The organism is Xylanivirga thermophila (assembly GCF_004138105.1).
Classification (GTDB): Bacteria; Bacillota; Clostridia; order Caldicoprobacterales; family Xylanivirgaceae; genus Xylanivirga; species Xylanivirga thermophila.
In genome coordinates this window covers 39,576-62,389 of the sequence record NZ_RXHQ01000014.1, presented here as the reverse complement: position 1 = coordinate 62,389, position 22,814 = coordinate 39,576, and the positions used below count along the sequence as shown (strand labels likewise).

Sequence of the window (22,814 nt, the reverse complement as noted above, 5' to 3'; positions counted from 1 at the left end):
GGCTCTACTTTTAAATAATTATATCATGAAAACAAAAAACAGTTAGATAATGTTGACATTGTATATCCCATTTCCAAGTGTGTTTTATTTTTTATACCAATCTTCCGGTACTAAGTTATTTTCATTCCACCAATCTTCAATAACAGAATTACGAAAATTCTCATCTTTTAAATTAGCATGATCTACTATAATAACTTGAAGCTTTCCCTTTAGTTCTGATGTCCTATTGGTGATAAAGTTATACAAGGTGCTAACCATATTCCAATCTGTATTTTTTTCATCCAATTCTGATGGAAAATAGACCTGTGAAGGTTGATCCAAAAATATAAAATTAGGCACCGGCCTGTTCAGAGTAATAAAATATTTATGTAACGCAAAGTAGGTTATTAAATGTATCCCGACCCAATTTGACCCACTGCCGAGCTGTTTTAAAGGAACAGGGCGATCAGCTTTATCCACAATAACTGTAACTTTGTTCATATCTAGACGATATGGGTTTTCAGAATGTTCCAAGTTCAGTTCTTTAGCCCATTCACTCATATCTACAGATATTCGTGATAATACAGATTGCTTACGATCTTCTAGTGAGTCTTTATCTAATATTTCATCAATATCACATATTCTGTCCTCAATCTTTTTAATGGCTTTTTCTTTACCTGTAGAGTCGTCATGTTGCTCTACGCTTTCCAACCATAGACTAATTCTACCAACTACTTTTGCACGTCTAGAATTTAAATCTTTTAATGCGATAGCATCCTGATTTTGAGTATAAATGCCATCAATTTCAGACTTTACTTGGATAATGTCTTGTCGTATTTTTTCCCTCTCTGATTCAAGTGAGTCAATATATTTTCTTAATTTGGGTTTTTCTCGAGTAACGTTTTGTATATTGTCATCTAGGTTTTTAATAGCGGTTCTTATCATGTCAATATTGGGCAAAGGCATTTCTAGTTTGTTGGCACATAAGGGGCAATGATCCGGTCTAAAATCAAGCTTTTCAAATAAGCCAATTGAACTCAGCCTAATTTTCTGATGCTCAACTTCATTCGCGTAGCCGCTCGTTTCTCCTGCAAATGTTTTTGCATTACTAATATCCTGATTAAGTTGTTCCAATTCATCCTCAGATTTTTTAAGCTCTGATTGTAAAAAGCTTAAACGATCCATACCAACAGTTTCAGCATTTACAGGAGTCCATTCATTCACGCTTTTTAAAACTTTATACACAGATTCGTAACTGTCATAATCTGCTTCAATATTATCGTATAAAAGGCCTACATACTTTGCTTCGGATATTAATGAAATGGCCCTTTGTAAACCTCCTCCTTGAAGCATTCTAATTTCTTCCAGTCTGCGTTTTTCAATTGCTAATTTTCTTTTTAGAATACTTCTTTCATTTTCTAAAGCTAGCGATTCCTCATTCACTATACCCAAAAAATATGGCAAAGTGTCTTTTATGGCCTGAGTAATGAAATCTTCCGATTGCTTATGAAATAAAAAAGTTTTTGCTGCTATCTCATCCTGATTTTGAAAGCAGTAGTATAATGCATGTCTAATATTAGCAGCAAGGGGATCGCGGCTTTGTCCGTCTGGCGGTATATTTAGGTTCTCAGAAATGTCTAATCTCTTAGTTAAAGCCTCCTCCAATCCAGCAACATTAGTATTGGAAACAAAATCACATTTTTCGGGAACTTCTATTTTTTCTCCAATCTCAATATAACAGAAGCCGGTAGACTGTTGACCGGGGGGCGGATTTTGGCGAGCTACAAATACTCTTTCGCTATCAAACTGCAATAGCAATCCATACCACGACACATTTTCTCTAATTACGCCATCGGCAATATCACAAGAACTTCCGCCAAGGCAATAATCAATTATGTCGCCCACAGCGGATTTTCCGGATTTTGATTTTCCTGATATTATATTGACCTTTCCTAATTGAAATGGCAAATGCCTTACTTGTCCATTTAATCCGTATAGGACTAATTCTCGTATTTGCATCATGGTCTTACCCCCAAACTAACATATACTGTTTCAACTTTTCCTGCTGCAGCAAACCATTTAGCTACATGTTCGCTTTTATTAAGACAATCTTTGATTTCGTCATTAACATATTTTGTCTTACTGAGCGGTCGAATCGTTTGAGATATTTCAAGCTCTGCAGCGTTTGTTAACAGTACAACACCACTTTGAAGCAAAAGCTCCATAGCCTCATTGGTTATCTGTACCATATCTTTTGTTCTCTCAGCAAAACCTATTAATAATTCAGGATATCGTTGTTGCCATATGATCAATTGTGTACGACTTGATATGCACTCTCTAGTTTTTTTATGAAGTATCAATGGAAGAACCAGATAAACAAGAGGAAATGGAAAAGCTCTTTTTGTCACCTCATTATATGTTTTAATGCAACTGTGCAATAGCCTACCACAAAACGCCGGATTAAGTAAATAAGCTACTTCCTTTGCTCTAAGATTCCAATTCCTCAAATAAATCACCTCAGTTCTTTAATAATTGCTCTAAACGCTCATAAAAATCAATATGCCATCCTACCCTAAGCTGATTCGCTAAGATATGATAACTGCCTCTCATTACAAATGCATCACTGCAACGATCTCTAACACGTATATCTTTTTCCTCAATTTCTCTATACAGTTTTTTGGCATTTGATACTTTAATGTCTTCCGTAACTTGATTCCCATAATCTAACAAGTCATCTTGCATTGCATAAAATGAATGTTCCCATTCATCAATGAGCCTTTTTTCATATTTGTCCAGCTCATTTGTGTATAATAATTCCTCCCTGACCCAGTTTGCTCGCTGTTGGAAAGCACGATAATAATCTCTGATTGCTATTCTCAATCTATTACTTCCTAAACAAATTAGCTTTAATTGTTCATAAAATATTTGATCATTTGGAGACAACTCTTCTAATTTGAGGTTTTCATATTCGTCCACATCAATAGGTAAATTATCGGGTGCATATTCCAATCCAACCGATACAATGTGTGAACGCACTTGACTCTGAGATATGAATATCGGTGTTTCTGAGCATAAAGCTTCTATTGTTTTCTTATACCACCAGCCTTCCAAACGTTCACATATTTTATCAATATATTGAGGAAGGCTACAATATCTAATAGCTTTTTTTATATCAGATTCAACATCGACTATATTGCTACTCTTATCAAGTATATAAATACAATCTAATAATTGCTGAATTTGCGTTTCTGGAATGCTGGTAAATGCTTTATAATAACTTTGGTGGCTTTTGTTCTGAGATTCTTCCGCAACTTTCTTTAATATATTATAAGCCAAAATAGAATTTCTTTTTTCAGATTCAGTTTTTAAATAATATGCTGCTGTGTCCCCTGGTGCTGAAGCAGTAGTTATTATCATGAATTTTGTTTTAGACAGTAAATCTGGTTGCTTTTTAATAGCATCTATCCAGACTTTTAGTGTTCTCCATATATCTGTACTTGCGTTATTTAAATCACCATAAGCCTTTACATGATGCTTGAGTTGAATCATGATTTCAGGAGTATCATCGTTTCCAAAGCTTACATCGTCAAATTTTTCAATGCTAATTTCTGATTGCTCATCATCATTATTCAATAAAAGGTACAATGCATACCTAGCCTGATAAAGATAACCTATCATTTGTTCTGATGCTTGATGGCTACCCATGATGTCACTCCCTCCACAAAAATATTCTAACCGCTCAATTTATTAGTAACATCAAGCTGTTCTATTCTGTCTTGTTTTTATTATATCGACCATCTTTGGGCTTCACCGCATCGTTGGGTATCGCCCAAGTAACCCCAAACCGAATAGCGCCCGGTATTTTTCTCTGTGCGCAAAGCACCTGTACCCGGCGTGGAGTGATTGCCCATTTTTCCGCTGCTTCTTTCGCTGTCATATAGTCCATTAAAACTATCCTTTGCCAATTAAATATTGTATATATTATATATCGTCACAGCGAACAAAGCAATTAAATCCGTATAAATTATGGAAATATTCACAGTATTATGGTGAAACGGATTGAAATATAGCAGAAATTCTGTCCAAAAGAGAAATGCCGCCAGCTTTGTGGCGGCTTCTCCTGCCATTTTTATTCACCCGGCAGTTCCTGCCCCATTTCCGTATTCCCCTTAAAGGTAATCCAGATACGATCTGCCGATAGTACCTCTACCTTATCAATCACAGCCTTAACCACATCCTCCCGATATTCTTTCAGGCTGAGATCGGTGGTTTCCATCATGTAAAGCAGCTCGTGGATTCGTGCCTGTGTATTTTGAGCGAGCATGGTTTGTTCTTGGTGTTCTCCAAGCTGCCCCTGCAACCCTTTTATCTCCGCAGCGATTTCTTCAAACTTGGCATCGAAATAATCCGCACCGGCACTGGATTTGGAGCTGAGTCCCACTAAATCCATCATCACGCTTTGCAGCTCGGCGATGCGGTTTTGGACAGCCGCTTCATTGAAGCTGTCATCATCCTGTGAACCAATGGCCAGCTGCAGGCCTGCCTTGAGGGTTTCGATAACATCGGCTTTATCCTCATCCAGCCGGTTCAGGGCGGTGATAATGGCTTGGTGTAGGCGACTTTCCTCTATGGTAGGCGATTCCTTGCAGTATTTCGTGCCGTATTCCAAGCGGTTGATGCAACGCCAGACCACCTTTTTCTTACCATTTCTCGCCCAAGTAACCCTGCGGTACTGAGTGCCGCATTCAACGCAGCAGAGAAGCTCGGTCAGGGCGTATTTGCTGCTGTATTTTCCTTTCTCGGTTTTCACAGCTTTTCTGGCCACCTTTCGCTTACCGGCTCTCCGTGCGATTTCCTCCTGCACAAGGTTGAATAAATCCCTTGAAATAATCGGCTCATGATTTCCGGTTACATAATACTGCGGGATTTCACCATTGTTTTTACGGGTTTCCTTGGTTAGGCAGTCCACCACATAGGTTTTCTGCAGTAGGGCATCCCCGATGTAGCGCTCGTTTCGAAGCATATACTGGATCACTCCCGGCGACCATTCCTCCTTGCTGGTGGGCGTGAGGATTTTATCAGCCTCCAGAGATTTCTTTATCTTTCCGATGCTTGCACCTGAGTAATAGCTTCGGAAAATCCGTTTGACGATTTCCGCTTCCTCCGGCACAATCTTTGGCTGACCGTCCTCGCCTTTTTCGTAACCTAAAATGCGGGAATATTGAAATGGCACCTTTCCGCTTTTAAAGCTCTGGCGTTTGCCCCATGTGACGTTGCGGCTGATGGATTCGCTTTCTGCCTGCGCAAAGCCGCTGAGGAAGCACAGTGCCATTTCGCTGGCCATCTCCATCGTGTTGATGCCCTCTTTTTCAAAGATGATGGGGATGCCCTTTGCCTTGAGCTTCCGGATATACCCAATGGCATCCAGCGTGTTTCTTGAAAAACGGGAGACGGACTTGGTCAGCACCATGTCGATTTTGCCCTTTTCGCACAGTGCCATGAGCTTGAGAAACTCAGTGCGCTTCTTGGCACTGGTTCCGGTGATGCCCTCATCGGCAAAGATACCGGCAAGCTCCCAATCCTTGTTTTTGCTGATTTTCTCTGTATAATAAGCAATCTGCGCAGCGTAGCTGGATTGCTGTTCTTCCTGTTCGGTGCTGACCCGACAGTAGGCCGCCACACGCAGCTTTCTCTTTCTGGCGTTTGGTTTGGTTAAAAGAATATTGGCGGGGATTACATCAACCCTTTTCTGTACGGGTGTTATGGTTTGTGCTTGCATGGCGGTTACTCCTTTCCTGCTTGATTTTGAATCAGCTTTCCGTTGATCATTCGCAGCCCCAGGCTGCCGTCCGAATCAATGACCACCTGTTTGACGGTGTCCTCAAACATCCGTACCGAAAAAGCATCCAGCGGCGGCTGTTGCTCAAATATCGCCAGCAACCGGCGGGTTAAGTATTCCGGCTCCCTGTCAGGGCAGGCCTCATATTTTGCGGCGGCACAGCCGAATATCAGCAACTTGATGTAGTCGCTGTCCACCTCGCTTTTTTCAAGCTCCCGGTTGATTTGGTTTTCTGTCCGGGCAACATCGAGGGAATAGTTCTCCCTATGCGGTAAAGGAAGCTCCAGCAGGCTCGGCTCACTGATGATGATATTCAAGATTGCGGTTACGCTCTCCAGCAGGGCTTGGTCAGTGATGCGCTTGGGTGTGATGCGCCCCTCAGCGGAGCAGCACCACGCTTCATACTTCTTGCTTCTGCCATCCCTTGTGTACTTGGCTCCACAAACCCCACAAATCGCCTTACTGCGGATGCTGTCCAGTTCCTTGGATAAAGGCTCCCCTTGGCTTTTCTGCCCGATTAGGGCGGCTACAGCCCCGAACGTGTCGGCAGGGATAATCTGCGGGAAATCATCACTGCCGCAGTAACGTGAATTCTCCAGCATACGCTTGACCCTGTGCTTATTCCAGTCGGTGCGATTCTCCATATAGGGGATGCCTTTGGCTGTGAGGCTTTCGGCAATCCGGCGATAGGATTTCCCGGCTTGGTAATCCTCAAAAACTTGCCGTACCACAGTGGCTTCCGCTTCATGAATGCACAGCGTACCGTTTTGAATGTGATAGCCGAAAGGAAGGTATCGGTTTTTATTCATCGTCCGAACACCTCCTTGGGCAGCTGCTCGGTAAAGGCAAGACCACCGATCAGGCAGAATTTGAGTTTATCCTGCTCGGTGACAACGATCTGATTGACAATGCTGTGAAATAGGGCTTCATCAAAAGCAGTCAGGTACGGCGATCCCTGTTCCATCAGCTCAATCAATAGCTTGCAGTCGGAAATCATCTCATCGTCCGCATCGCTTTCCAGCAGTCTGCGGCGGTTTCGCTTGAGCAAATCGAGCTGCTGGTTGATTTCATTGTTTTTCTGCATAAAAACAGCAGAGTCCATGTAACCTTTCGTCCTGAGACGATTCAGTACCAGACTCTGCTTGGTGAGTTCCGCTATTTCCTTATTGATGCTTCCGACTTTTACATCGCTCATGGTGATTTTGGATTTGAGATCCATCAGCTCGTTTAAAGCGGAGGAGAGAATATAGCGGCTGTTCTGTTTTAACTTGTTGTACATTCGGATGAACGCCTGCATGATGGCATCTTCCCGGATTTGACGGATTTCGCAAAGCTCCTTGCTGCGGAAGTGCCTGTGGCATACCCAATAGGTTTTTCCATTGGTCACCCTGCGGGAGAAATTCGTACCGCATTTGCCACATCGAATTTTCTGTGAGAAAGTGTATTGCCTGCCACGCCCCTTGTTTGGATAAAGGGAGTTACGGGCTTTCATCAGCCGCTGTGCCTGCTCAAACTCCGACCGGCTGATAATCGGTTCATGGGAACCGGTGATGTAATAGCGGTCACGCTCGCCCTTGTTGCGCTTGGTTTGAAAGGGCATGGTGTCGGTGGTGTAGGATTTCTGCAGCAGGGCATCACCGATGTAACGCTCGCTTTTGAGAATATAGCTGACAGCGGTATACAGCCATTTTACCTCTCCATTTTTGCAGGGGATGCCATCTGCGTTCAGCTCACTGGCTATCTGCTCCATGCTCTTGCCGGATAGGTAGCTTCCGAATATTCTTCGCACCATCGGTGCTTCCTTGGGATTTGGAATCAGTATGTTGTTTATAAGATCGTATCCGTAGGGTGGGCAGCAACAAGTGAAATTTCCGTTTTGCATCCTACGAGCGTAGCTCCAGCGCATATTGTTAGAGATGGAGGTGGATTCCTCTTGGGCGATGGAGCTGAAGGCTCCAATCATCATCTCATCGTGCATATCCGCTGTCTTGATACCATCTTCCTCAAATTCCACCTCTACACCGAGGGCTTTCAGCTCTCGGACGGTGGAGAGGCAGTCATGAATGTTCCTCGCAAACCGGGAAACGGATTTCACAAGGATGCGGTCGATTTTGCCCTTTCTGCAGTCGGAAAGCATCCGCTGGAATTCCTCCCGCTTGTCCGACCGGGTTCCGGTAATGCCCTCATCGGCATAGATGTCCACCAGCTCCCATTCGTCATTTTCGGCAATCAGGGAAGTGTAATGCTCCATCTGCACGGAAAAGGAATTTAGCTGATCGGCGGAGTCACTGCTGACTCTGGCGTAGGCGCAGACACGCAGCTTGGGCGGTGAATATCGGTAAATGGAATTTACCGGTTCGATAACCTGTACCTGTGGCATGGCGGCACCTCCTTTGGTTTTCGTATTTTCATGTGTGACAGCTCCTTTCGTGTAAGTTCAATACCCCTTGGGTATTAGCACATACACTACCACAGAGATGCAGGGAAAGCTATCACATAATCCACTAAATAATCCGGAGCCTCGGCTTGTACTTTTCGACCACGAATTGGTCTGCAATCTGAAATTCTTCCTGAGTAATTTTGCCCTGCTCCAGAAGATAGGTGAGGAAGTTGTGCGCCATTAAATAACGGACTTCGTTTACTGGTTCTGTTTTCGTCATAGCATTTCCTCCTATCGCAATTGAAACGGCGGCCTCATAAAATCAGACAGCTTGATTTCTCCCTCCATCGGGGAGTAAATGCTGATACCGCAGCCGCTAATTGTTTGAATAAATGCTATTGTCTTTTTCATATCCCGCCCGATTCGGCTCACCGAATCCACCAACAGAATCTGAAAGCTCCCGGCTTTTGCTGATTCCAGAACAGCCTGCAGGCCGGAGCGGTCAAAGTTTAGACCACTGCCTAAATCCTGCGAAGAGCCGACAACGGTAAAGCCCATCTGTGCGGCATAGGTTTCTAATCTTTCGTATTGTCCTTTCAAAGCGCCATGTACATCCTCCGGCGCATCGATGCGGCAGTAAATCCAAGCGGATTTCTTGTCCATAAAAAATACCTCCTTTTACAAGCTCAGGCTCATTTGCGGTTCCGGCAGCAGGGCATCCAGACCGAAGCTTACGGCTAAGGCTTCATTGACCTGCTGCATCTGTGGTTCGCTCAAATGGCCTATGTACTCACGCAAGCGGGAACGGTCAATGGTTCGCACCTGCTCCAAAAGCACAAGGGAATTCTGCCGCAGCCCATACTGCTGGCTGCACAGTTGGATATGGGTGGGCAGGTGGTTTTTTTCGGTGCGGCTGGTGATAGCGGCCACGATAACGGTGGGACTGTAGCGGTTTCCAATATCATTTTGGATAATCAGTACCGGTCGGATGCCGCCCTGCTCACAGCCAACCACAGGGGTTAAATCGGCGTAGAATATATCGCCTTTGTAAATACGCATTTCGCATTCCTCCTTTGCGTGAAATTGGTTGTTATACCACAAGGATAAGGACAGCCGCCGAATTTGACCGGGTATACCCACAGGTCGGCTGTCCCCATAGTTTCTGGTATAACAAAACTCTTGTTCTTCGTTTTCTGCTGCTTCTATTCGACACTACTCCCCGAAGCAGAACACCACAGGCAGATTGCCTGCGGCATAAGGACGATTTCGTCCTTTGGGCAGTCAGCTTAAACCAGCCTTGGTTATTGGCTGTCATGGGACTCTCACCCCCACCGGGTTCTCCGGCGACCGCACCCATTGCGATGTCTGTGGCTATGCGGAAGTATCATTGTAGGCTGTTCAGGTCATGGCGGGGCAATCTACCACAGATTGCTTTATGGACGGACATTTTTCGCTCGGCATCTTTGATGCTATCGTGTTTACGGATAGTTCTGATCTATCCGCAGATGGTCTTGGCGTGTCCTCCAAAGCCGCTTTCCCCTCATCGGAGCTGAACAGCTAATGTATCTAAGCTACTGGATATGACCAAATGACTTCGGTGTTTTTCAAGGAACATAAGAGAGATAAAAAATCCCCCTCACTTCTATAAAGGAAAAAGTGAGGGGAGCTATGCGCTAAAAAATTAAATTTCCATCAAGTTTTTTAGCTTAGACAGAATTTTTGAGAGCCTGCGGCTGACCGTAGATTGGTTTACTCCAATACTTCTGGCAACTTGTGACTTGCTTTTCTCATTGAAAAATATTTCATCAATGAGCAAGCGTTCATCCTCCGACAAAGATTGAAGAGCGCTCCACAGAGCCTCCAGCTTTTCCTGATGAATGAGCTTGTCCACGATGTCCGGCTGAACACGGACTATGAGGTAATCAATATTGACACCGTCCTCCCTGAAGCGTTCCAGCGACAACTCGTTCTGGCGGATAAGCTTACTCTGATAACGCTCCGCTTCCCGCTCTTTATGATAGGCACGGTAGACGGCCTCGCTAACCTCTACACGCTGCCGTTTTACTACGATTGTATATTTTTTGTTCTCTGACATATGCTTGTCCTCCAAATTTTCAAAATGTGATTGAAAACGAAGGACAAGAGGCGGTGACCGGCACCGAGGCGTTATGCGGTGGAAAACAAAAAGAGCATACCCACAGACAAAAAAGTCCGTTTGTACGCTCTTATACATTAATTCATGTTTTATCTGTTCTGTTGGTTCGTATTGATAGGCATACTTCTCCGTTGAGAAATATAGGCTTTTTTTAACGAATCACCTATGTAAATATGGGTTATGTAGATAACCTAATGTCGCTGCAGCAGATGCGCAGCGGTGCGGTATGCATTGACCAACACATGAAAAACCCCCCCAAACTTCACGGGTTTGGAGGGTTGCTTTAGAAGATCCGGGCATAGAGAAAGACCCGCCAAAGCGCCGTTTTTTTTATTCGGCGGGTGATACTTGCTATTTATGCTGATTTAAAATTAATAGATTTTAAATCATAGGGATTTAATAGTGAGTTCCTATAATACACAAAGATACACAGAAATATATGTTTGGAGCTATCGCCCAACCCCTAATGTTCATCTAATAAATGTACCAAACCCAAAATAAAGAAATACAATTATTCCGATCAAAATTCGATACCAACCAAATACCTTAAAGTCATGTTTTTTGATATAACTCATCAAAAATTTGATTACAAGTACTGACACTAAAAATGCTACCGTCATGCCAAGCCCCAGCGTTAGGGTTTCTATACCTGTAAAAGCAAACCCAAATTTTAATATTTTCAGTGCACTTAGCCCAAACATCACAGGTACAGCAAGGAAAAAAGTAAATTCTGCTGCTGCAACTCTTGACACACCAATTAGTAATGCACCGACAATGGTTGCACCGGATCGTGATGTGCCGGGGATAATGGATAGCACCTGAAACAATCCAATTATCAAGGCAGTTTTATAGGTAATATCGGATAAGTGGCGTATGCTTGGCACGCGTTTTTTATTCCATACTTCAATTACAATAAATGCAATACCATATAAAATTAAGGTTGAGGCAATCACAACCGGGGTATGGAAATGTGCTTCAATATAGTCATCAAAGAGGAGGGTTACAATAGCCCCTGGAATACAGGCGACGACCACCTTAAACCAGAGCGAAAAAGTGTCCTTTTTTACAATCGGCTGAGTTTTATCTTTGAACTGGAATGGAAACATCTCGTTCCAAAACCTTACTACAACCGCTAAAATCGCTCCAAGCTGTATCACTACAAAGAACATTTCCTTAAACGCTTCACTCATATTTAGAGTAATTAATTCGTCGACAAGCAACATATGTCCGGTACTGCTGATTGGTAACCATTCTGTGATTCCTTCCACGATACCAAGGAAAATGACCTTGAGAATTTCTATAAAATTTAGTTCCATTATTTTAAATCCTCCCCTTTGAAATATCTAAATGTTGCAAGCAGTCCAACTACACTTATTGCAAAGATGATTGCAATTGATAAAGGAATTGGATATCCAATACTTTCCAACCTTCCGTCCATTAAAAAATAGGTTGCTGTCCATGGAAACAATGCTCCCATATCTTGATTGGAAAGTGCTGCGCTACTCATAACAACCACTGCCGAAGCAATCATCGGCACCACCAGACCTTTTGTTTTTTGGGCAATAAAAGCAAAAGGGGATAGGGTGAAAAACATGAGTATATTTCCAAGGAGAAACTTTAAAAGCCAGAGCCCTGCAACGTTAAGACTGAAACTGTGCATACCAAATATAACATGATAGACTGAGAACAAAGCAAGAATACCTGCCCATGTAACAACCGTCAATAGCATAATCCAGAGAAATAGGACAAGAAATTTTCCTACAATAAAAGCTGTTCGTGAAACAGGTATTGGCAACAGCGTTTTCAACGTGTTTTCACTATACTCACGACTGAATAAATAGGCAGTTACTGTCACATAAACTATAAAGTTAATGAGCAGCATCGCATAAACCAGACTGTTATCGTAGATGTCAGCCAAGGTGAAAATTTTATTAGGATCTTCAAAATGCATCTGCAATGCTCCGGCCAGCATCATGCATGGTGTAGCCAAGACACCTAAAACACTTAAAAGCACCATCTTTGAATGCTTCAGCTTTAATAATTCACAAGTAATCAGATTAAGCAATACCACTACCTCCAATCAGTTTCGAAAAATAATCCTCTAAGTTTTCTTTGCTTTGACCAATCTTTGTTACAAGCAAACCGTTTTCCACAAATGTACGATTAATTTCTCCAAGGTTATAAGTGCAGTCAAAGATTTTGATTGTACTGCCATGTACCGAACAATCTGTAATCTGATATTTACTTTCTAATAAATTTAAAGCAACAGTTATATCAGATAACTCAAATTCAATATATCTGCGTTTTCGTTTGTGTAGTTCAGCCATATTCACTTCCTCAATCAAGCGCCCTTCGTGCATCACACCTATGAAATCTGCAATTTGCTCAATTTCACTTAAAACGTGGCTGGAGATTAAAATAGTCGTTCCTTTATCGCAACTTAGTGCCGAAAATAATGATCGTATTTCTGATATACCAATTGGGTCAAGACCGTTAATTGGTTCATCAAGAATAAGAAGCTCCGGTTGGTGCATAATTGCAGCAGCAATCCCAAGGCGCTGCTTCATTCCCAAAGAATAGTTGCCAAAGGGTTTTTTATACTCCTTTTGAAGTCCAACTATTTCTAACGCTTTATATATCTCTGTTTCATTTTCCTGTCCTCTTAAGCGTCCTAAAATCTGCAGGTTTTCATAGGCGGTCAAATTATGATAAAACCCCGGAGTTTCAATAATTGAGCCTACTTTTCGATAAATGCTATGTTCGTTTTCTCTGAAATCCATTCCAAACAATCGGATTGTTCCTGCCGTTGGCTTCACAAGTTGTAATATCATTTTCATTGTGGTAGTTTTTCCGGCTCCATTTCTGCCGAGGAGACCATAGATTTTACCCTTAGGCACGTGAAGATTGAAATTATTAACAACGGTAGATGTTCCGTATTGTTTTGTTAGATTTTTCGTTTCAATAATATGTTCCATACACATCTTCCCTTCTTTTTATTTATTGCTGTCTATGCCAGACTGCAATTTTATTATCCGGTCAAATGCGGAAAGAGGCAAGAAACCTATCATCACAACAGAAAAAAGCCCTGACACTTTTCGTGTCAAAGGCTTATTTTCAAGGGTTTATAACTTTTTTACTTCATCTGGGCGCTTTTTTTCAAAAGCAACACTTTTATTAGAAATTGTATAAACAAAAGTGCAGTTACGTAAGGCTCTTTTGCTGCAGCAAAGAAACAGATAGAAAATGCTTCAATTATAAATGAAAATTTAGCAGAAAGTCCTTGCCATTTTTCTTTTTCAATGTAGCTAAATATGAACTGAGCGATACCAAATACGATAATGATAGTAAAAACAGCCCAATAAATTGCAAGATTTATTGGTGTTGTGTCTGTAAATGAAAAAAGGTTTACAGAATGAATGTATGTACCGTCAGATTTGCCGTAAAGCGGTAAAAAAATAAAAGCAATAACTGCCAAGTCGAGTGCGGCGTTAATCAAACCAAATATTTTATGTATATTTGAACGGTTTTCGTTAACTGCAAGAGTAATCAATTCTTCTCCGGACAACAATTCATCGATAGATACCGAAAATAGTTTTGATATACTTTTTAGCGATTCTATATTTGGGTAGCCTTTACCGTTTTCCCATTTCGAGATTGCTGTTCTTGATACATATAATAATTCCGCAAGCTGTTCTTGTGTCATATCGTTCTGTTTCCGCAGCTGTTGTAGTTTTTCGTTAAATTCCATATATAATTCTCCTATTATTTATTCGCTTTCGTCCGCCCATCAGAGGGCTTTTCCGCGTTTTTTGGTATCATCCATACTCGGCTGAACCGCACTGCACCCTTAACTCTATTTTCTTCACAGAGTTTCTGCACCCAGCGCTCTGTAATATCCCATTTTTCGGCAGCTTCCCGAACAGTTATGTATTCCATATTCTTAAATCCTTTCATGATATATCTTATTGTATTCGTTTAAACGAAGAAAATCAAGATAAAAATGTTAATATTCTATTATTGTTCGTATAAAACGAGAACTATCAAAACGTTCCGCTTTCTTTACCCGAACTGTAAAATGGTGTAGGAGGTGAACGTTAAGTGAATATTATTCTAAATAATTTGGGAGCAACCATCAAACAGGCCAGAATAGCAGCCAATCTTACACAGGATGAGCTTGCCGAACGGATCGGGGTGACGGGTCGGTATATCATGGCACTGGAAAATGAACATAAACAGCCCAGCTTTGAGGTGCTATGTAAACTCATTCTTGTGCTGAACATCCCTGCAGACAATATTTTCTACCCGAAAAACCCACATACAGAGAATGAAAAAGAACAGCTGATGCGGCTACTCTCCCAATGCGATGAACGTGATCTTAAAATCATAACCGCAACGGCGAAAGCAATGCTGGAGTCAAAGTAAGTGACCATCTTCTTTTCGGAAGGATGGTCATTGTTATCTCTATCCCAATATTGTTCTTTCTCTGTGTTTAAAGAAATCCTTAGAGTGAAAGGTTCACTGCATAGGTCATGATGACACATACCATATGCCGCCAACAGGGCGCACTACTCCCTTGGCGGCAGGGTATGTGTTTTTTCATTTCACGGTAAACAGTAAACTACTCTTACCGCCGTTTTCCCGCCAGCGCTGCTCCTTTTGCAGATACCCGGTCTTTTCAAGGTCAGCGATGGCTCTTTGCACCGTGCGGCGTGAGAGTTTCAGGTCATTGGCAATGGTACCTATGGAAGGATAACAGGTTCCGTCCTTGTTTGCCCGATCTTTCAGGTAGCGGTACACCACCACAGCACGGTGAGGGACATTTTCAGCGTAGAGAGAGGAAAGATAGCTCAATCACAAACACCCCCTAATCGGTACGCAGAGGCATGGCAGGAGGCTCCGGCTCATGCATCTGCACTGGAGTATGCAAAGATCCACCGCTGCGGTCGCCACCGGGTGGCTCTGGGAACTCGGCAAAATCATCTTCCTCATGGGCACAGCCTCGCTGGAGGATTTCCTGCTCCAGCTCGAAGCGGTCAGCGTAGTGAACCTTTCGGGCGGCTCGTTCATCCACCTCAAGGGGCTTTTCAAAGCGGATGCCCCATTTAAGAAACAACGGTAGCTTGGTGCGCATGGGATAGCAGCCAGTCTTGGCCAGAATAAAATTGCCTTTGGGCAGGGTTTTCAGCTCATCCGGTGTCATCAGCGGTCGCTGGATCATCTGCAGGCTCTGACTTGGATCGTTTTTCCCTCTGCTGATGGAACCGGACATAACGGTCTTATTGCCAAGGGCTTTAGAGAGAATATCGGCGCTTTCCGAGTTGGGGGCAAAACCGCCGAACAGAATATCCTGACAGTTGTCGATGATGATAGCGGAACCCTCCTTGCTGTAGTTTTTCTCAAGCTGGGCAAAGGATTGGATGATGGGTACCATGCTGATGCGGCGGGAACGGCCGGCGGAGAACATCATTTCCATCGACTGGATTTTAGGGATGGTTCCGATTTCGTCTGCGAATATCATCACTCGGTTGGGGAGCTTGCCGCCGTATTCATCAGCGACTGTCAGCATCTCCCGGTAGAGCTGCTGCAGGAAGAGCGACACCATAAAATATTTCGTATTATCTTCCTCTGGCAGTACGATAAAGATGGCACACTTTTCTTTACAGAAGGTTTCCGTATCAAGAGAGCTGTCAAAGCACAGGATTTGCTCCATCTCGGAATCCAGAAACGCATTCAGTCTTGACATGGCAGTAGAAAGAACAGAAGCCATCGCTTGGTCTGCGGTATTTAGTGCGGCTCCCGCAAACCATTTCGCTTTATGGTCAGACGGCAGCTTATCCATTAGAAGCTGGAACTGGCTTTTATTCTTCACCGGCGAGGGAGCCAGCAGATCCTGTATCATTTTAAACACCGATATGATGTGTCGCTTCTTCGGAGGACAGTATTCCGCAATTAATAAAATAACCGAGGTCAACAAACCCTCGGCGGCATCATAGAAAAATGCATTTTGACCGTAGTTTGCCGAGTCCTCGCCGCTGCTGGAGATAATGGTCTTGGCGGTAATCTTGGCATACTTCTCAGCCTTGGCTTTTAAAGCGAGGTTCTCCGGATTTTCCATATAGGCATCCATATAGCGGTTGACCAGCTGCAGGATGTTATCGCCATCCGAGCGGGTGGGGTTACGCAGATCCAGCACCGATATTTTGTAGCCGTAGTAATCCTTTGCAATGCCTGCGTAATTGCGGAACAGATCCCCCTTGGTATCGGTGCAGAGGAAGCTCATGCCGGATGCACAGGCGTATTCGATGTTGGGGTAGAGAAAATTAGCGGTTTTACCTACACCGGCAGCACCGATCATCAGGCAATGAATGTCGCCGTCATCAATCAAGGCAGTGGTAGCGCCTGCTTTCTGCTTGCAGCCCACCACAAGCCCCTGCAGGGCGGGCAGATTTTGCCCACGCCGCCATTTCTCCGGTTCATAGGGTACATGGGCGTATGTCCGTTTGATTTCACTTTCTGTGGCAAAACGGGCGGTACCATGCTGACCGTCACCTACGGTCTTGGATTTGATACCGTTTAAGGTATAGTAATGTGCCAGCAGGGAAATGAAGCCGATGACAGCAAACATCCCCAGCCCAATTACAATTAAGGTTACAATTTGTGTTGTCTGCATAGAGAATTCCTTTCCGATAGGCGGCTATGATAAGCACAAGCCGCCTTGCTTTTGTTTCTTTTCTGCCGCCTTCTGAATGGAAAGCTCCGCAAGGACAGCGCCCTTTAAGCATTCGGACGCCAGCTGCTCGAAACTCTCCCCACGGCTTTTCTTTTCGCTCTGTGTTTCTATTTGGGAGCATGAAAAAAGCGGCATCAGAAAGTTTCCAATGTCGCTTAGTTTGTTTTCCAGCCTGCCACGGTTTTGATAGGCTTTGAAGCTGTATTTTAATCTGCTTTCCACTGTAGACAAATCCCGGCAGTAACTGATGCGCTTGTATTCCTTGGCAGCAGCCAGCACAGAGAGACCAGCCAGTTCCACCAGTGCATTTTTCCTCTGCTGTGGATTGCCTCGGCAGTTTTGCAGTGTTTTCCGAAACACATCAACGGAGCAGTCGGTACCTTGATATTCCCATGTGAATTTACTAATTTCTTCACATAGCTCATCACGAAGTAACAGTTGCGGATGTTCCTCAGCAGGAATGGGTGTGAAACCGTGCTGTGCTTTCAAATCCTCATTCCAGTCTTTATATTTGGATTGCGCCTGACCTACTGCAAACTGCCCATGTTCCATTAAAATATCATAGATGCGCTCAGTAGCCTCAATACCTGCCGCATCATGATCGAGACATAGAATCACATGGTCAAGTTGCGGATACAACTTCAGCAGATTCAGGATAGGCTGTTCCGACACACCGTTTAACGCCACATAGCTGGCATTCTTCCAGTTCTGCGGATGTAGGCTGATGTATGACAGCAAATCAATTGGCGCTTCAAAAACAAACAGCGTATGGGGATAGGGATTTTTAGAAATATAATGAAAACTGTAGACCGGATTGCTGCCCTCTACATTGATGCGAAAGCTGCTGCCGGTCGCCGTACTTTTCTTATGGGCATGACGGGCAATGCCTTTTTCATCGAAGCCCACAAACACGGCATTGTGGTATTCGGCATCCTCAAACAGCAGCCTTTCTCTGGCAAACTCAGACAGCACCTCCCGGCTGATGCAGCGCTGCTTGATGAGATAAGCAAATACCCGGCGCATATCGGTATGCGCTAGCGGCAAAACGAACGGCTTTCGCTGTTCTGACTCACTGCTTTTGCTGTGCTGCCGGTATTCCACACCTTGCTCACCACCCAGCAGCAGGCTGACCGCCTCCGGAAAAGATAGGTTGTATAGCCGTTTGACAAGATCGATAGCATAGCTACCCTCCTGAGCGGAGTGATCGTACCAGCGGTTTCCACGGACAGTAATACTACGATCTCTGGCCAGCCGTTTATCTCTGCCGGAGGGCAGGAGTTTTTCACCCTGCCTCTGGAGAAAGTCCACCAGATCCACGGAGTTGGCTCGTTCCTTTTGCTCACCTGTAAAATAGATATAGCCTGACACAAAAAAACCTCCCATCATAAATGAATTTGCTGCGGCTCATGATCGTCACGCTTGTGACCCTGCGCCTGCTTTTTCTCCTGCAGCTTCCGTCTGCGCTTGCGGTCGATATGACCGGCTGTGATTCCTACGGTTCTACGGTAATCCTCCCAGAACAGATTTTCCAGCCGATGCATCAGCCGGGTGGCGGCCAGTAGCACCGATGGATTGCGATAGCTGTTGATGTTGTCAATCAGATACTGCGCATAAACATTGCCCTGCGCCGCAGACAGCCTCAGCCAGTAAAGACTCTTTTCCTTATCACGGAGAACATCCCCATCATAAAAATACAGCTTGCCAAGGGCATACTGTGCAAACTGGTTTCCCTGTTCAGCGGAAGCGATAAGCCAGCGGATGGCGGCTCCCATATCCTTGGGAACATCTTCACCAAGAAGATAGAGCTTGCCGAGCTGGTAAGCCGCAAACTCATTTTTCTTCTCTGCCGATAGGGTGAACAACCGGATTGCCTCACCGACATTCTTGGGAACACCATCGCCGGTAAGATACAGCTTCGCCAGTAAGTACCCTGCATAGGCATTGCCAAGAGTGGAGGAGAGCGTAAGCCACTTGACCGCTTCCGGAACATTTTTCGAGATATCCGTACCGGCAAGATAGAGCCTGCCAAGCTGATAGGCGGCGTACTCATTTTTCTGTTCTGCGGCAGCAGTAAACATCGCCACCGCTTTTGGAATATCTTTCTCCACATGAGTACCATCCCGGTACAGCTTACCAAGCGCATATTGCGCTCCGGAATTCCCAGCCTCTGCTGCCTTGGTCATCCATGTCACCGCCTGTGCCGGATTGCCAATACCGTTTTCCAGACACACCTTGCCCAGCAGATATTGGGCATTCACATTTCCAAGCTGCGCCGATTTTTCCAGATAGGAAACCGCCACCCGCATATTCTTATCCGTACCGGTTCCGGTGTAAAGCATCTGACCGAGGCGGTATTGCAGTTTATCATCGTGGCTATCTTTTTCCAAACGATAAAATCCGGAAAAGGCGGCTTTGAAACGCTGATCGGATATAGCGGTATCCACCGGCGTACCGACACCATCACGATACATCTTGGCAAGCTCGTAATCCGCATAGGGATTTCCCTGATTGGCAGAGAGGGTATAGAGGCGGAGTGCTTCTGTATAATCCTGCACAACACCCTGACCACGGTAATGCAAACAGCCAAGAGAATATTGGGCGTATTTATGATTTTTCTCTACAGCCTCCTGAAACCATGAGGCCGCCTGCCCATAGTCCTGCTCAGTTCCAAGACCGGTGGCGTACATTTTGCCGATGAGGTATTCCAGATAGGTGGGCTTTTCTTTCTCTTCGGATAAAAAGGCGGCCAGCGCTTTTTCATACCATGCGTGTGCGGACTGTAAATCAATCTCACGGCCTAAGCCATCGGCGAACATCCTGCCGAGGTCATGCATGGCCAGAGCATTTCTAAATTCTGCTTCAAGAATGAACAGCCGATACGCCTCATTAAAATCCTGCGGCACATCCTCGCTGCCGTAGAGATATTTTCTTGCCAGCTTATATTGCTCGTTCCATTTGGCATGAAAGACCACATCGGAAGGCTCCATAAAAGTATCATCCGGATAAACATCCGCAGGCTCAGACATCTCCGGTTCCGGTACGGATTCATCCTCAAATGAGAAATGGTGATTACCCAGCTTTAACGCTTCAGCAATCACCATATTTTTAATGCTCTTAAATTGTTTCTGCTGAGAAAGCGGAGGAAGGGGCGGCAGCTTATTCATGTAAGTCTTGAGGATTTCATTCTGCCAATCGTTCCATGCTCGATATAGCTTATCGATCCGTTCCTCCTTGGCAAGCTCATCTACAATGCGATCAATAATAGCTTTCACATCTGCCTTGAGGTAGCCATACACCTTTTTGCCCCCTGTATTTTGAAGCCGCCGAGCCAACAGCAGTAGATCCGCTTCGATGACTTTGTTTTCACAGACACGATCCTGCACCTGCGAAAGTAGCTCGGCCATCACTACAGCGGCACCTTTCTTGAGCTGGGTTCTGGCTTCGTTTTTATGCTCATAAATATGAGCGAAGTCCTGACGGAAAATATCATGCGCCAGCTCTGAGCGCATGGCTTCGATAGCAGGCTCGGTAAGGAAACCGTCATTGTCCTTGGCGGAGTAAACCATGAGATGCACATGGGGATGGTGGCTTTCATTGTGAAAGGCAGCATACCATCGCAGATTCTCACTGTCGATTTTCATATGTTTGCAGAGCATCGCTTTTTTGCTGCGGAGTAAATCCCGCCATTGCTTACCGCTGTCATATCCGAGCCTTGCGGCATCCTCCCGGCGCAGGCTGATGACATGAGTCCAGACAGCGCCTTTGTGATTGCATACATCCTCATGCACCTGAGCCAGCACCACCGGAACGCCTGCATCGGTAAACAGGCCATGTTCACCGATTCGCTCCACACGGGGACGGCCAGCAATGTACTCCACATAATTTTCCCGCTTACCGATGAGGTTGAGATTCTGTTCCAAGGCAAGGGAGATGAATTCGGTAGCATTGCCGATGGTGGGGTTCTCACAGTAATCAGCGTACTCCAGCATATCTTTGGCAGAAGGAATGTCATGGAGTAGCTGGTTGATAAGCTGCTGTTGCTTTACGGTAGCAGGAAGCAGCCGCTTGCTTTCATCAATCTTTTCAACACCCTCACGGGTTCCGATGTACTTCACATAATTTTCAAGCTGGGCTGGCGGGGCATTCCGCATATATTGCGAGGTGAAGATGATTTTCGGCATAGCAACGCCTCCTTTCTGCGTTTTGGGTAAAAGAAAAGAGCGACCACGTGGTAAATGATCGCTCTTAGGATTGAAAACAATTATGTTAGATATTCGACAAATTGGGATTTGTCAGTTACTTGTATTCACTCGGAACAGGAATATTAAATCTCTCGCACAATAGTTTTACATCATGTATATCATTTTCATCATGCTCATAGCCCAGATGAAATAACACTTGATTTTCAGCATCAATACATCTGACCATTTTATCGCCTATTTTCCCAATACCACTAAATACTTTTGGAGGATATGCTTCTCCTTCAAAAACAATGTATCCTTGTTCGTTGAACTTAAATATATGAAGGTCAATTATCCTATCTTTAGTATCCTTCCAAACCGTGTGAGATGTGGTGGTATATGCTTCTGTAACTTCAACAAAAGCTTTTTCTTTTAATATCTCAACAAACTTTTTACTATTACTTTCTTCCACAAATATATCAATGTCGTTGTGTGCTCTTGTTTCTTCTTCTAATAATGCATCTACTCCCCAACCGCCATCAATCCATATGTTAATTCCATTTTCTTCAGCGTATGTTATTATCTCAATGGCATCAGTTTTACTTATCATGTAATCCCTCCGTTCAAATTCCTGTTTATCTTTTTTGTTGAATTTATGTTTTTTTATAAGATATTATATCATTTAATCCTAAAGAAATCATTAAACAGTTTTGTCTATGTAAAACAGCCCCTGCTTACGCAGAGGCCGCCCACCTATGTTCCTTACAGTACACCCAGCTTTTTCAACAGCTCCACGCAGTCTTTTGCACCCTGCACATAGAGGTGCTGGCACTCATGGTCGGCAATCAAATTGGTTTTCTGAAAATAATCGGTGAGAATTTTCTGCTGATCCGCCGGTAGCGTTTTGACAATCTCACGAGCTTGAGAGCTGAGAGCCATCACCTCAGCATAGAGCTGCTGTTCGCTGTCATTGAGGGTTTCCTTGCGTTTGCTGATTGCAGCTTCCGTCAGTTCACGGATAGCTGTTTCAAAGATTTCATTTTTCTCCATTGCACTTTTACCTCCTTTCGCAACACACCATAAACGAATGTATTTCCATAGTCCATACCCAAAAGAAACAAATAATTCCTATCATTTTAGGTTCGCCGCTTTTGGTAGTTATATGCATCCTCGAAATCAACCGCACCGTTGATCCTTTTTACTTCTTCCACACATTTTAAGTGTAGGCTTTGGAGCGCATGCTCGTCAACGGCGTGAGTATATGCCACCACATGAGAGAGCTTGGACAGCTCTGTGGCTATTTTGAAATCCATTCTGGCCAGACGGTTTTCCGTGTCCCGGATTGTGCCGGTGAGGACGGAGGATAGGCTTTGCAGCAGATAGTTTTCAATTTTTTTCGAGGTGAGATACCCACAATAAAACTTCAGCGCCTCGGTGACGAATTCATTTCGGGATTTCACATTGGCCTGCTCCAGTAGCTCATCGCATCGATCCAGCACTTCCTTTTCAATATAAAAGCCGGTGCGGATTTTTTCCGATTCCTTTGCCAT

The 22,814-nt window shown here is 44.2% G+C and carries 24 protein-coding genes; 1 reads left to right on the top strand and 23 read right to left on the bottom strand.

All coding sequences use genetic code 11. The features are described 5' to 3' along the window. Positions 1–84: 84 nt before the first annotated feature. The 16 genes from EJN67_RS08095 to EJN67_RS14235 all read right to left on the bottom strand — a co-directional run bounded on the left by EJN67_RS08095 (position 85) and on the right by EJN67_RS14235 (position 14,289). Positions 85–2,001 (bottom strand): DUF3732 domain-containing protein, encoded by a 1,917-nt coding sequence (locus tag EJN67_RS08095; RefSeq protein WP_129723832.1) that lies wholly within the window; start codon positions 1,999–2,001, stop codon positions 85–87. Beyond that, a complete protein-coding gene (locus EJN67_RS08090; RefSeq protein ID WP_129723831.1) occupies positions 1,998–2,486 on the bottom strand; it encodes a three component ABC system middle component in 489 nt (162 codons plus the stop codon). Before EJN67_RS08090 ends, EJN67_RS08095 begins: the two co-directional genes overlap by 4 nt. Before the next feature lie 10 nt (positions 2,487–2,496). Beyond that, positions 2,497–3,684, bottom strand: coding sequence for an ABC-three component system protein (locus EJN67_RS08085; RefSeq protein WP_129723830.1), 1,188 nt, complete (start codon positions 3,682–3,684; stop codon positions 2,497–2,499). Positions 3,685–4,108: 424 nt separating this feature from the next. Further along, complete coding sequence (locus EJN67_RS08075) at positions 4,109–5,758, bottom strand: recombinase family protein (protein WP_129723829.1); 1,650 nt, start codon at positions 5,756–5,758, stop codon at positions 4,109–4,111. A 5-nt stretch (positions 5,759–5,763) separates the two neighbouring features. Further along, complete coding sequence (locus EJN67_RS08070) at positions 5,764–6,627, bottom strand: recombinase family protein (protein WP_129723828.1); 864 nt, start codon at positions 6,625–6,627, stop codon at positions 5,764–5,766. Then, entirely contained in the window at positions 6,624–8,198 is a 1,575-nt protein-coding gene (locus tag EJN67_RS08065) for a recombinase family protein (protein ID WP_128751630.1), read from the bottom strand. Before EJN67_RS08065 ends, EJN67_RS08070 begins: the two co-directional genes overlap by 4 nt. A 124-nt stretch (positions 8,199–8,322) precedes the next feature. Further along, complete coding sequence (locus EJN67_RS14030) at positions 8,323–8,478, bottom strand: SHOCT domain-containing protein (protein WP_165000800.1); 156 nt, start codon at positions 8,476–8,478, stop codon at positions 8,323–8,325. 11 nt (positions 8,479–8,489) lie between these two features. Then, positions 8,490–8,861, bottom strand: a complete 372-nt coding sequence (locus EJN67_RS08060; protein WP_128751629.1) for a recombinase family protein — start codon at positions 8,859–8,861, stop codon at positions 8,490–8,492. A gap of 15 nt (positions 8,862–8,876) precedes the next feature. Beyond that, positions 8,877–9,257, bottom strand: coding sequence for a type II toxin-antitoxin system PemK/MazF family toxin (locus tag EJN67_RS08055; protein ID WP_128751628.1), 381 nt, complete (start codon positions 9,255–9,257; stop codon positions 8,877–8,879). 339 nt (positions 9,258–9,596) lie between these two features. Beyond that, complete coding sequence (locus tag EJN67_RS14395; protein ID WP_279387723.1) at positions 9,597–9,725, bottom strand: hypothetical protein; 129 nt, start codon at positions 9,723–9,725, stop codon at positions 9,597–9,599. A 154-nt stretch (positions 9,726–9,879) separates the two neighbouring features. Continuing rightward, complete coding sequence (locus EJN67_RS08050; protein WP_129723827.1) at positions 9,880–10,293, bottom strand: sigma-70 family RNA polymerase sigma factor; 414 nt, start codon at positions 10,291–10,293, stop codon at positions 9,880–9,882. A 530-nt stretch (positions 10,294–10,823) separates the two neighbouring features. Continuing rightward, the gene (locus tag EJN67_RS08045; RefSeq protein WP_128751625.1) at positions 10,824–11,669 is read right to left on the bottom strand and encodes an undecaprenyl-diphosphate phosphatase; all 846 of its coding nucleotides are present in this window, start codon (positions 11,667–11,669) and stop codon (positions 10,824–10,826) included. After that, positions 11,669–12,418 carry an ABC transporter permease gene (locus tag EJN67_RS08040; RefSeq protein ID WP_128751624.1) on the bottom strand — a complete coding sequence of 250 codons (750 nt, stop codon included), beginning with the start codon at positions 12,416–12,418 and terminating at the stop codon, positions 11,669–11,671. Before EJN67_RS08040 ends, EJN67_RS08045 begins: the two co-directional genes overlap by 1 nt. Further along, complete coding sequence (locus EJN67_RS08035; RefSeq protein WP_128751623.1) at positions 12,411–13,328, bottom strand: ABC transporter ATP-binding protein; 918 nt, start codon at positions 13,326–13,328, stop codon at positions 12,411–12,413. Before EJN67_RS08035 ends, EJN67_RS08040 begins: the two co-directional genes overlap by 8 nt. Positions 13,329–13,486: 158 nt before the next feature. Then, on the bottom strand, positions 13,487–14,101 hold the full coding sequence (locus EJN67_RS08030; RefSeq protein ID WP_128751622.1) for a helix-turn-helix domain-containing protein: 615 nt from the start codon (positions 14,099–14,101) through the stop codon (positions 13,487–13,489). A gap of 14 nt (positions 14,102–14,115) precedes the next feature. Further along, positions 14,116–14,289, bottom strand: a complete 174-nt coding sequence (locus EJN67_RS14235; RefSeq protein WP_128751621.1) for a DNA-binding protein — start codon at positions 14,287–14,289, stop codon at positions 14,116–14,118. 162 nt (positions 14,290–14,451) lie between these two features. Between EJN67_RS14235 and EJN67_RS08020 the strand changes: the two genes are divergently transcribed. Next, the gene (locus EJN67_RS08020) at positions 14,452–14,775 is read left to right on the top strand and encodes a helix-turn-helix domain-containing protein (RefSeq protein WP_128751620.1); all 324 of its coding nucleotides are present in this window, start codon (positions 14,452–14,454) and stop codon (positions 14,773–14,775) included. Between the two features lie 174 nt (positions 14,776–14,949). Here EJN67_RS08020 and EJN67_RS08015 read toward each other — a convergent pair whose 3' ends face one another. The 7 genes from EJN67_RS08015 to EJN67_RS07985 form a co-directional block, all read right to left on the bottom strand. Next, positions 14,950–15,204 carry a helix-turn-helix domain-containing protein gene (locus tag EJN67_RS08015; RefSeq protein ID WP_128751619.1) on the bottom strand — a complete coding sequence of 85 codons (255 nt, stop codon included), beginning with the start codon at positions 15,202–15,204 and terminating at the stop codon, positions 14,950–14,952. Positions 15,205–15,217: 13 nt separating this feature from the next. After that, positions 15,218–17,023, bottom strand: a complete 1,806-nt coding sequence (locus EJN67_RS08010; protein WP_207207994.1) for a VirD4-like conjugal transfer protein, CD1115 family — start codon at positions 17,021–17,023, stop codon at positions 15,218–15,220. 24 nt (positions 17,024–17,047) lie between these two features. After that, complete coding sequence (locus EJN67_RS08005; protein ID WP_128751618.1) at positions 17,048–18,451, bottom strand: DUF3991 and toprim domain-containing protein; 1,404 nt, start codon at positions 18,449–18,451, stop codon at positions 17,048–17,050. A 14-nt stretch (positions 18,452–18,465) separates the two neighbouring features. Continuing rightward, the gene (gene mobP3, locus EJN67_RS08000) at positions 18,466–21,264 is read right to left on the bottom strand and encodes a MobP3 family relaxase (protein ID WP_129723826.1); all 2,799 of its coding nucleotides are present in this window, start codon (positions 21,262–21,264) and stop codon (positions 18,466–18,468) included. A 115-nt stretch (positions 21,265–21,379) separates the two neighbouring features. Beyond that, a complete protein-coding gene (locus tag EJN67_RS07995; RefSeq protein WP_129723825.1) occupies positions 21,380–21,874 on the bottom strand; it encodes a nucleotidyltransferase domain-containing protein in 495 nt (164 codons plus the stop codon). A gap of 152 nt (positions 21,875–22,026) precedes the next feature. Next, positions 22,027–22,314: a hypothetical protein gene (locus EJN67_RS07990; protein WP_129723824.1), complete on the bottom strand. Its 288-nt coding sequence runs from the start codon at positions 22,312–22,314 to the stop codon at positions 22,027–22,029. Between the two features lie 86 nt (positions 22,315–22,400). Further along, a complete protein-coding gene (locus EJN67_RS07985; RefSeq protein WP_129723823.1) occupies positions 22,401–22,814 on the bottom strand; it encodes a ribbon-helix-helix domain-containing protein in 414 nt (137 codons plus the stop codon).

Bases quoted from the DNA above. Each gene is read 5' to 3' on its own strand.
- EJN67_RS08095 (WP_129723832.1), bottom strand. From the start codon at position 2,001: ATGATGCAAATACGAGAATTAGTCCTATACGGATTAAATGGACAAGTA.
- EJN67_RS08085 (WP_129723830.1), bottom strand. From the start codon at position 3,684: ATGGGTAGCCATCAAGCATCAGAACAAATGATAGGTTATCTTTATCAG.
- EJN67_RS08075 (WP_129723829.1), bottom strand. From the start codon at position 5,758: ATGCAAGCACAAACCATAACACCCGTACAGAAAAGGGTTGATGTAATC.
- EJN67_RS08070 (WP_129723828.1), bottom strand. From the start codon at position 6,627: ATGAATAAAAACCGATACCTTCCTTTCGGCTATCACATTCAAAACGGT.
- EJN67_RS08065 (WP_128751630.1), bottom strand. From the start codon at position 8,198: ATGCCACAGGTACAGGTTATCGAACCGGTAAATTCCATTTACCGATAT.
- EJN67_RS14030 (WP_165000800.1), bottom strand. From the start codon at position 8,478: ATGACGAAAACAGAACCAGTAAACGAAGTCCGTTATTTAATGGCGCAC.
- EJN67_RS08060 (WP_128751629.1), bottom strand. From the start codon at position 8,861: ATGGACAAGAAATCCGCTTGGATTTACTGCCGCATCGATGCGCCGGAG.
- EJN67_RS08055 (WP_128751628.1), bottom strand. From the start codon at position 9,257: ATGCGTATTTACAAAGGCGATATATTCTACGCCGATTTAACCCCTGTG.
- EJN67_RS08050 (WP_129723827.1), bottom strand. From the start codon at position 10,293: ATGTCAGAGAACAAAAAATATACAATCGTAGTAAAACGGCAGCGTGTA.
- EJN67_RS08045 (WP_128751625.1), bottom strand. From the start codon at position 11,669: ATGGAACTAAATTTTATAGAAATTCTCAAGGTCATTTTCCTTGGTATC.
- EJN67_RS08035 (WP_128751623.1), bottom strand. From the start codon at position 13,328: ATGGAACATATTATTGAAACGAAAAATCTAACAAAACAATACGGAACA.
- EJN67_RS08030 (WP_128751622.1), bottom strand. From the start codon at position 14,101: ATGGAATTTAACGAAAAACTACAACAGCTGCGGAAACAGAACGATATG.
- EJN67_RS14235 (WP_128751621.1), bottom strand. From the start codon at position 14,289: ATGGAATACATAACTGTTCGGGAAGCTGCCGAAAAATGGGATATTACA.
- EJN67_RS08010 (WP_207207994.1), bottom strand. From the start codon at position 17,023: ATGCAGACAACACAAATTGTAACCTTAATTGTAATTGGGCTGGGGATG.
- mobP3 (WP_129723826.1), bottom strand. From the start codon at position 21,264: ATGCCGAAAATCATCTTCACCTCGCAATATATGCGGAATGCCCCGCCA.
- EJN67_RS07995 (WP_129723825.1), bottom strand. From the start codon at position 21,874: ATGATAAGTAAAACTGATGCCATTGAGATAATAACATACGCTGAAGAA.
- EJN67_RS07990 (WP_129723824.1), bottom strand. From the start codon at position 22,314: ATGGAGAAAAATGAAATCTTTGAAACAGCTATCCGTGAACTGACGGAA.
- EJN67_RS07985 (WP_129723823.1), bottom strand. From the start codon at position 22,814: ATGGCAAAGGAATCGGAAAAAATCCGCACCGGCTTTTATATTGAAAAG.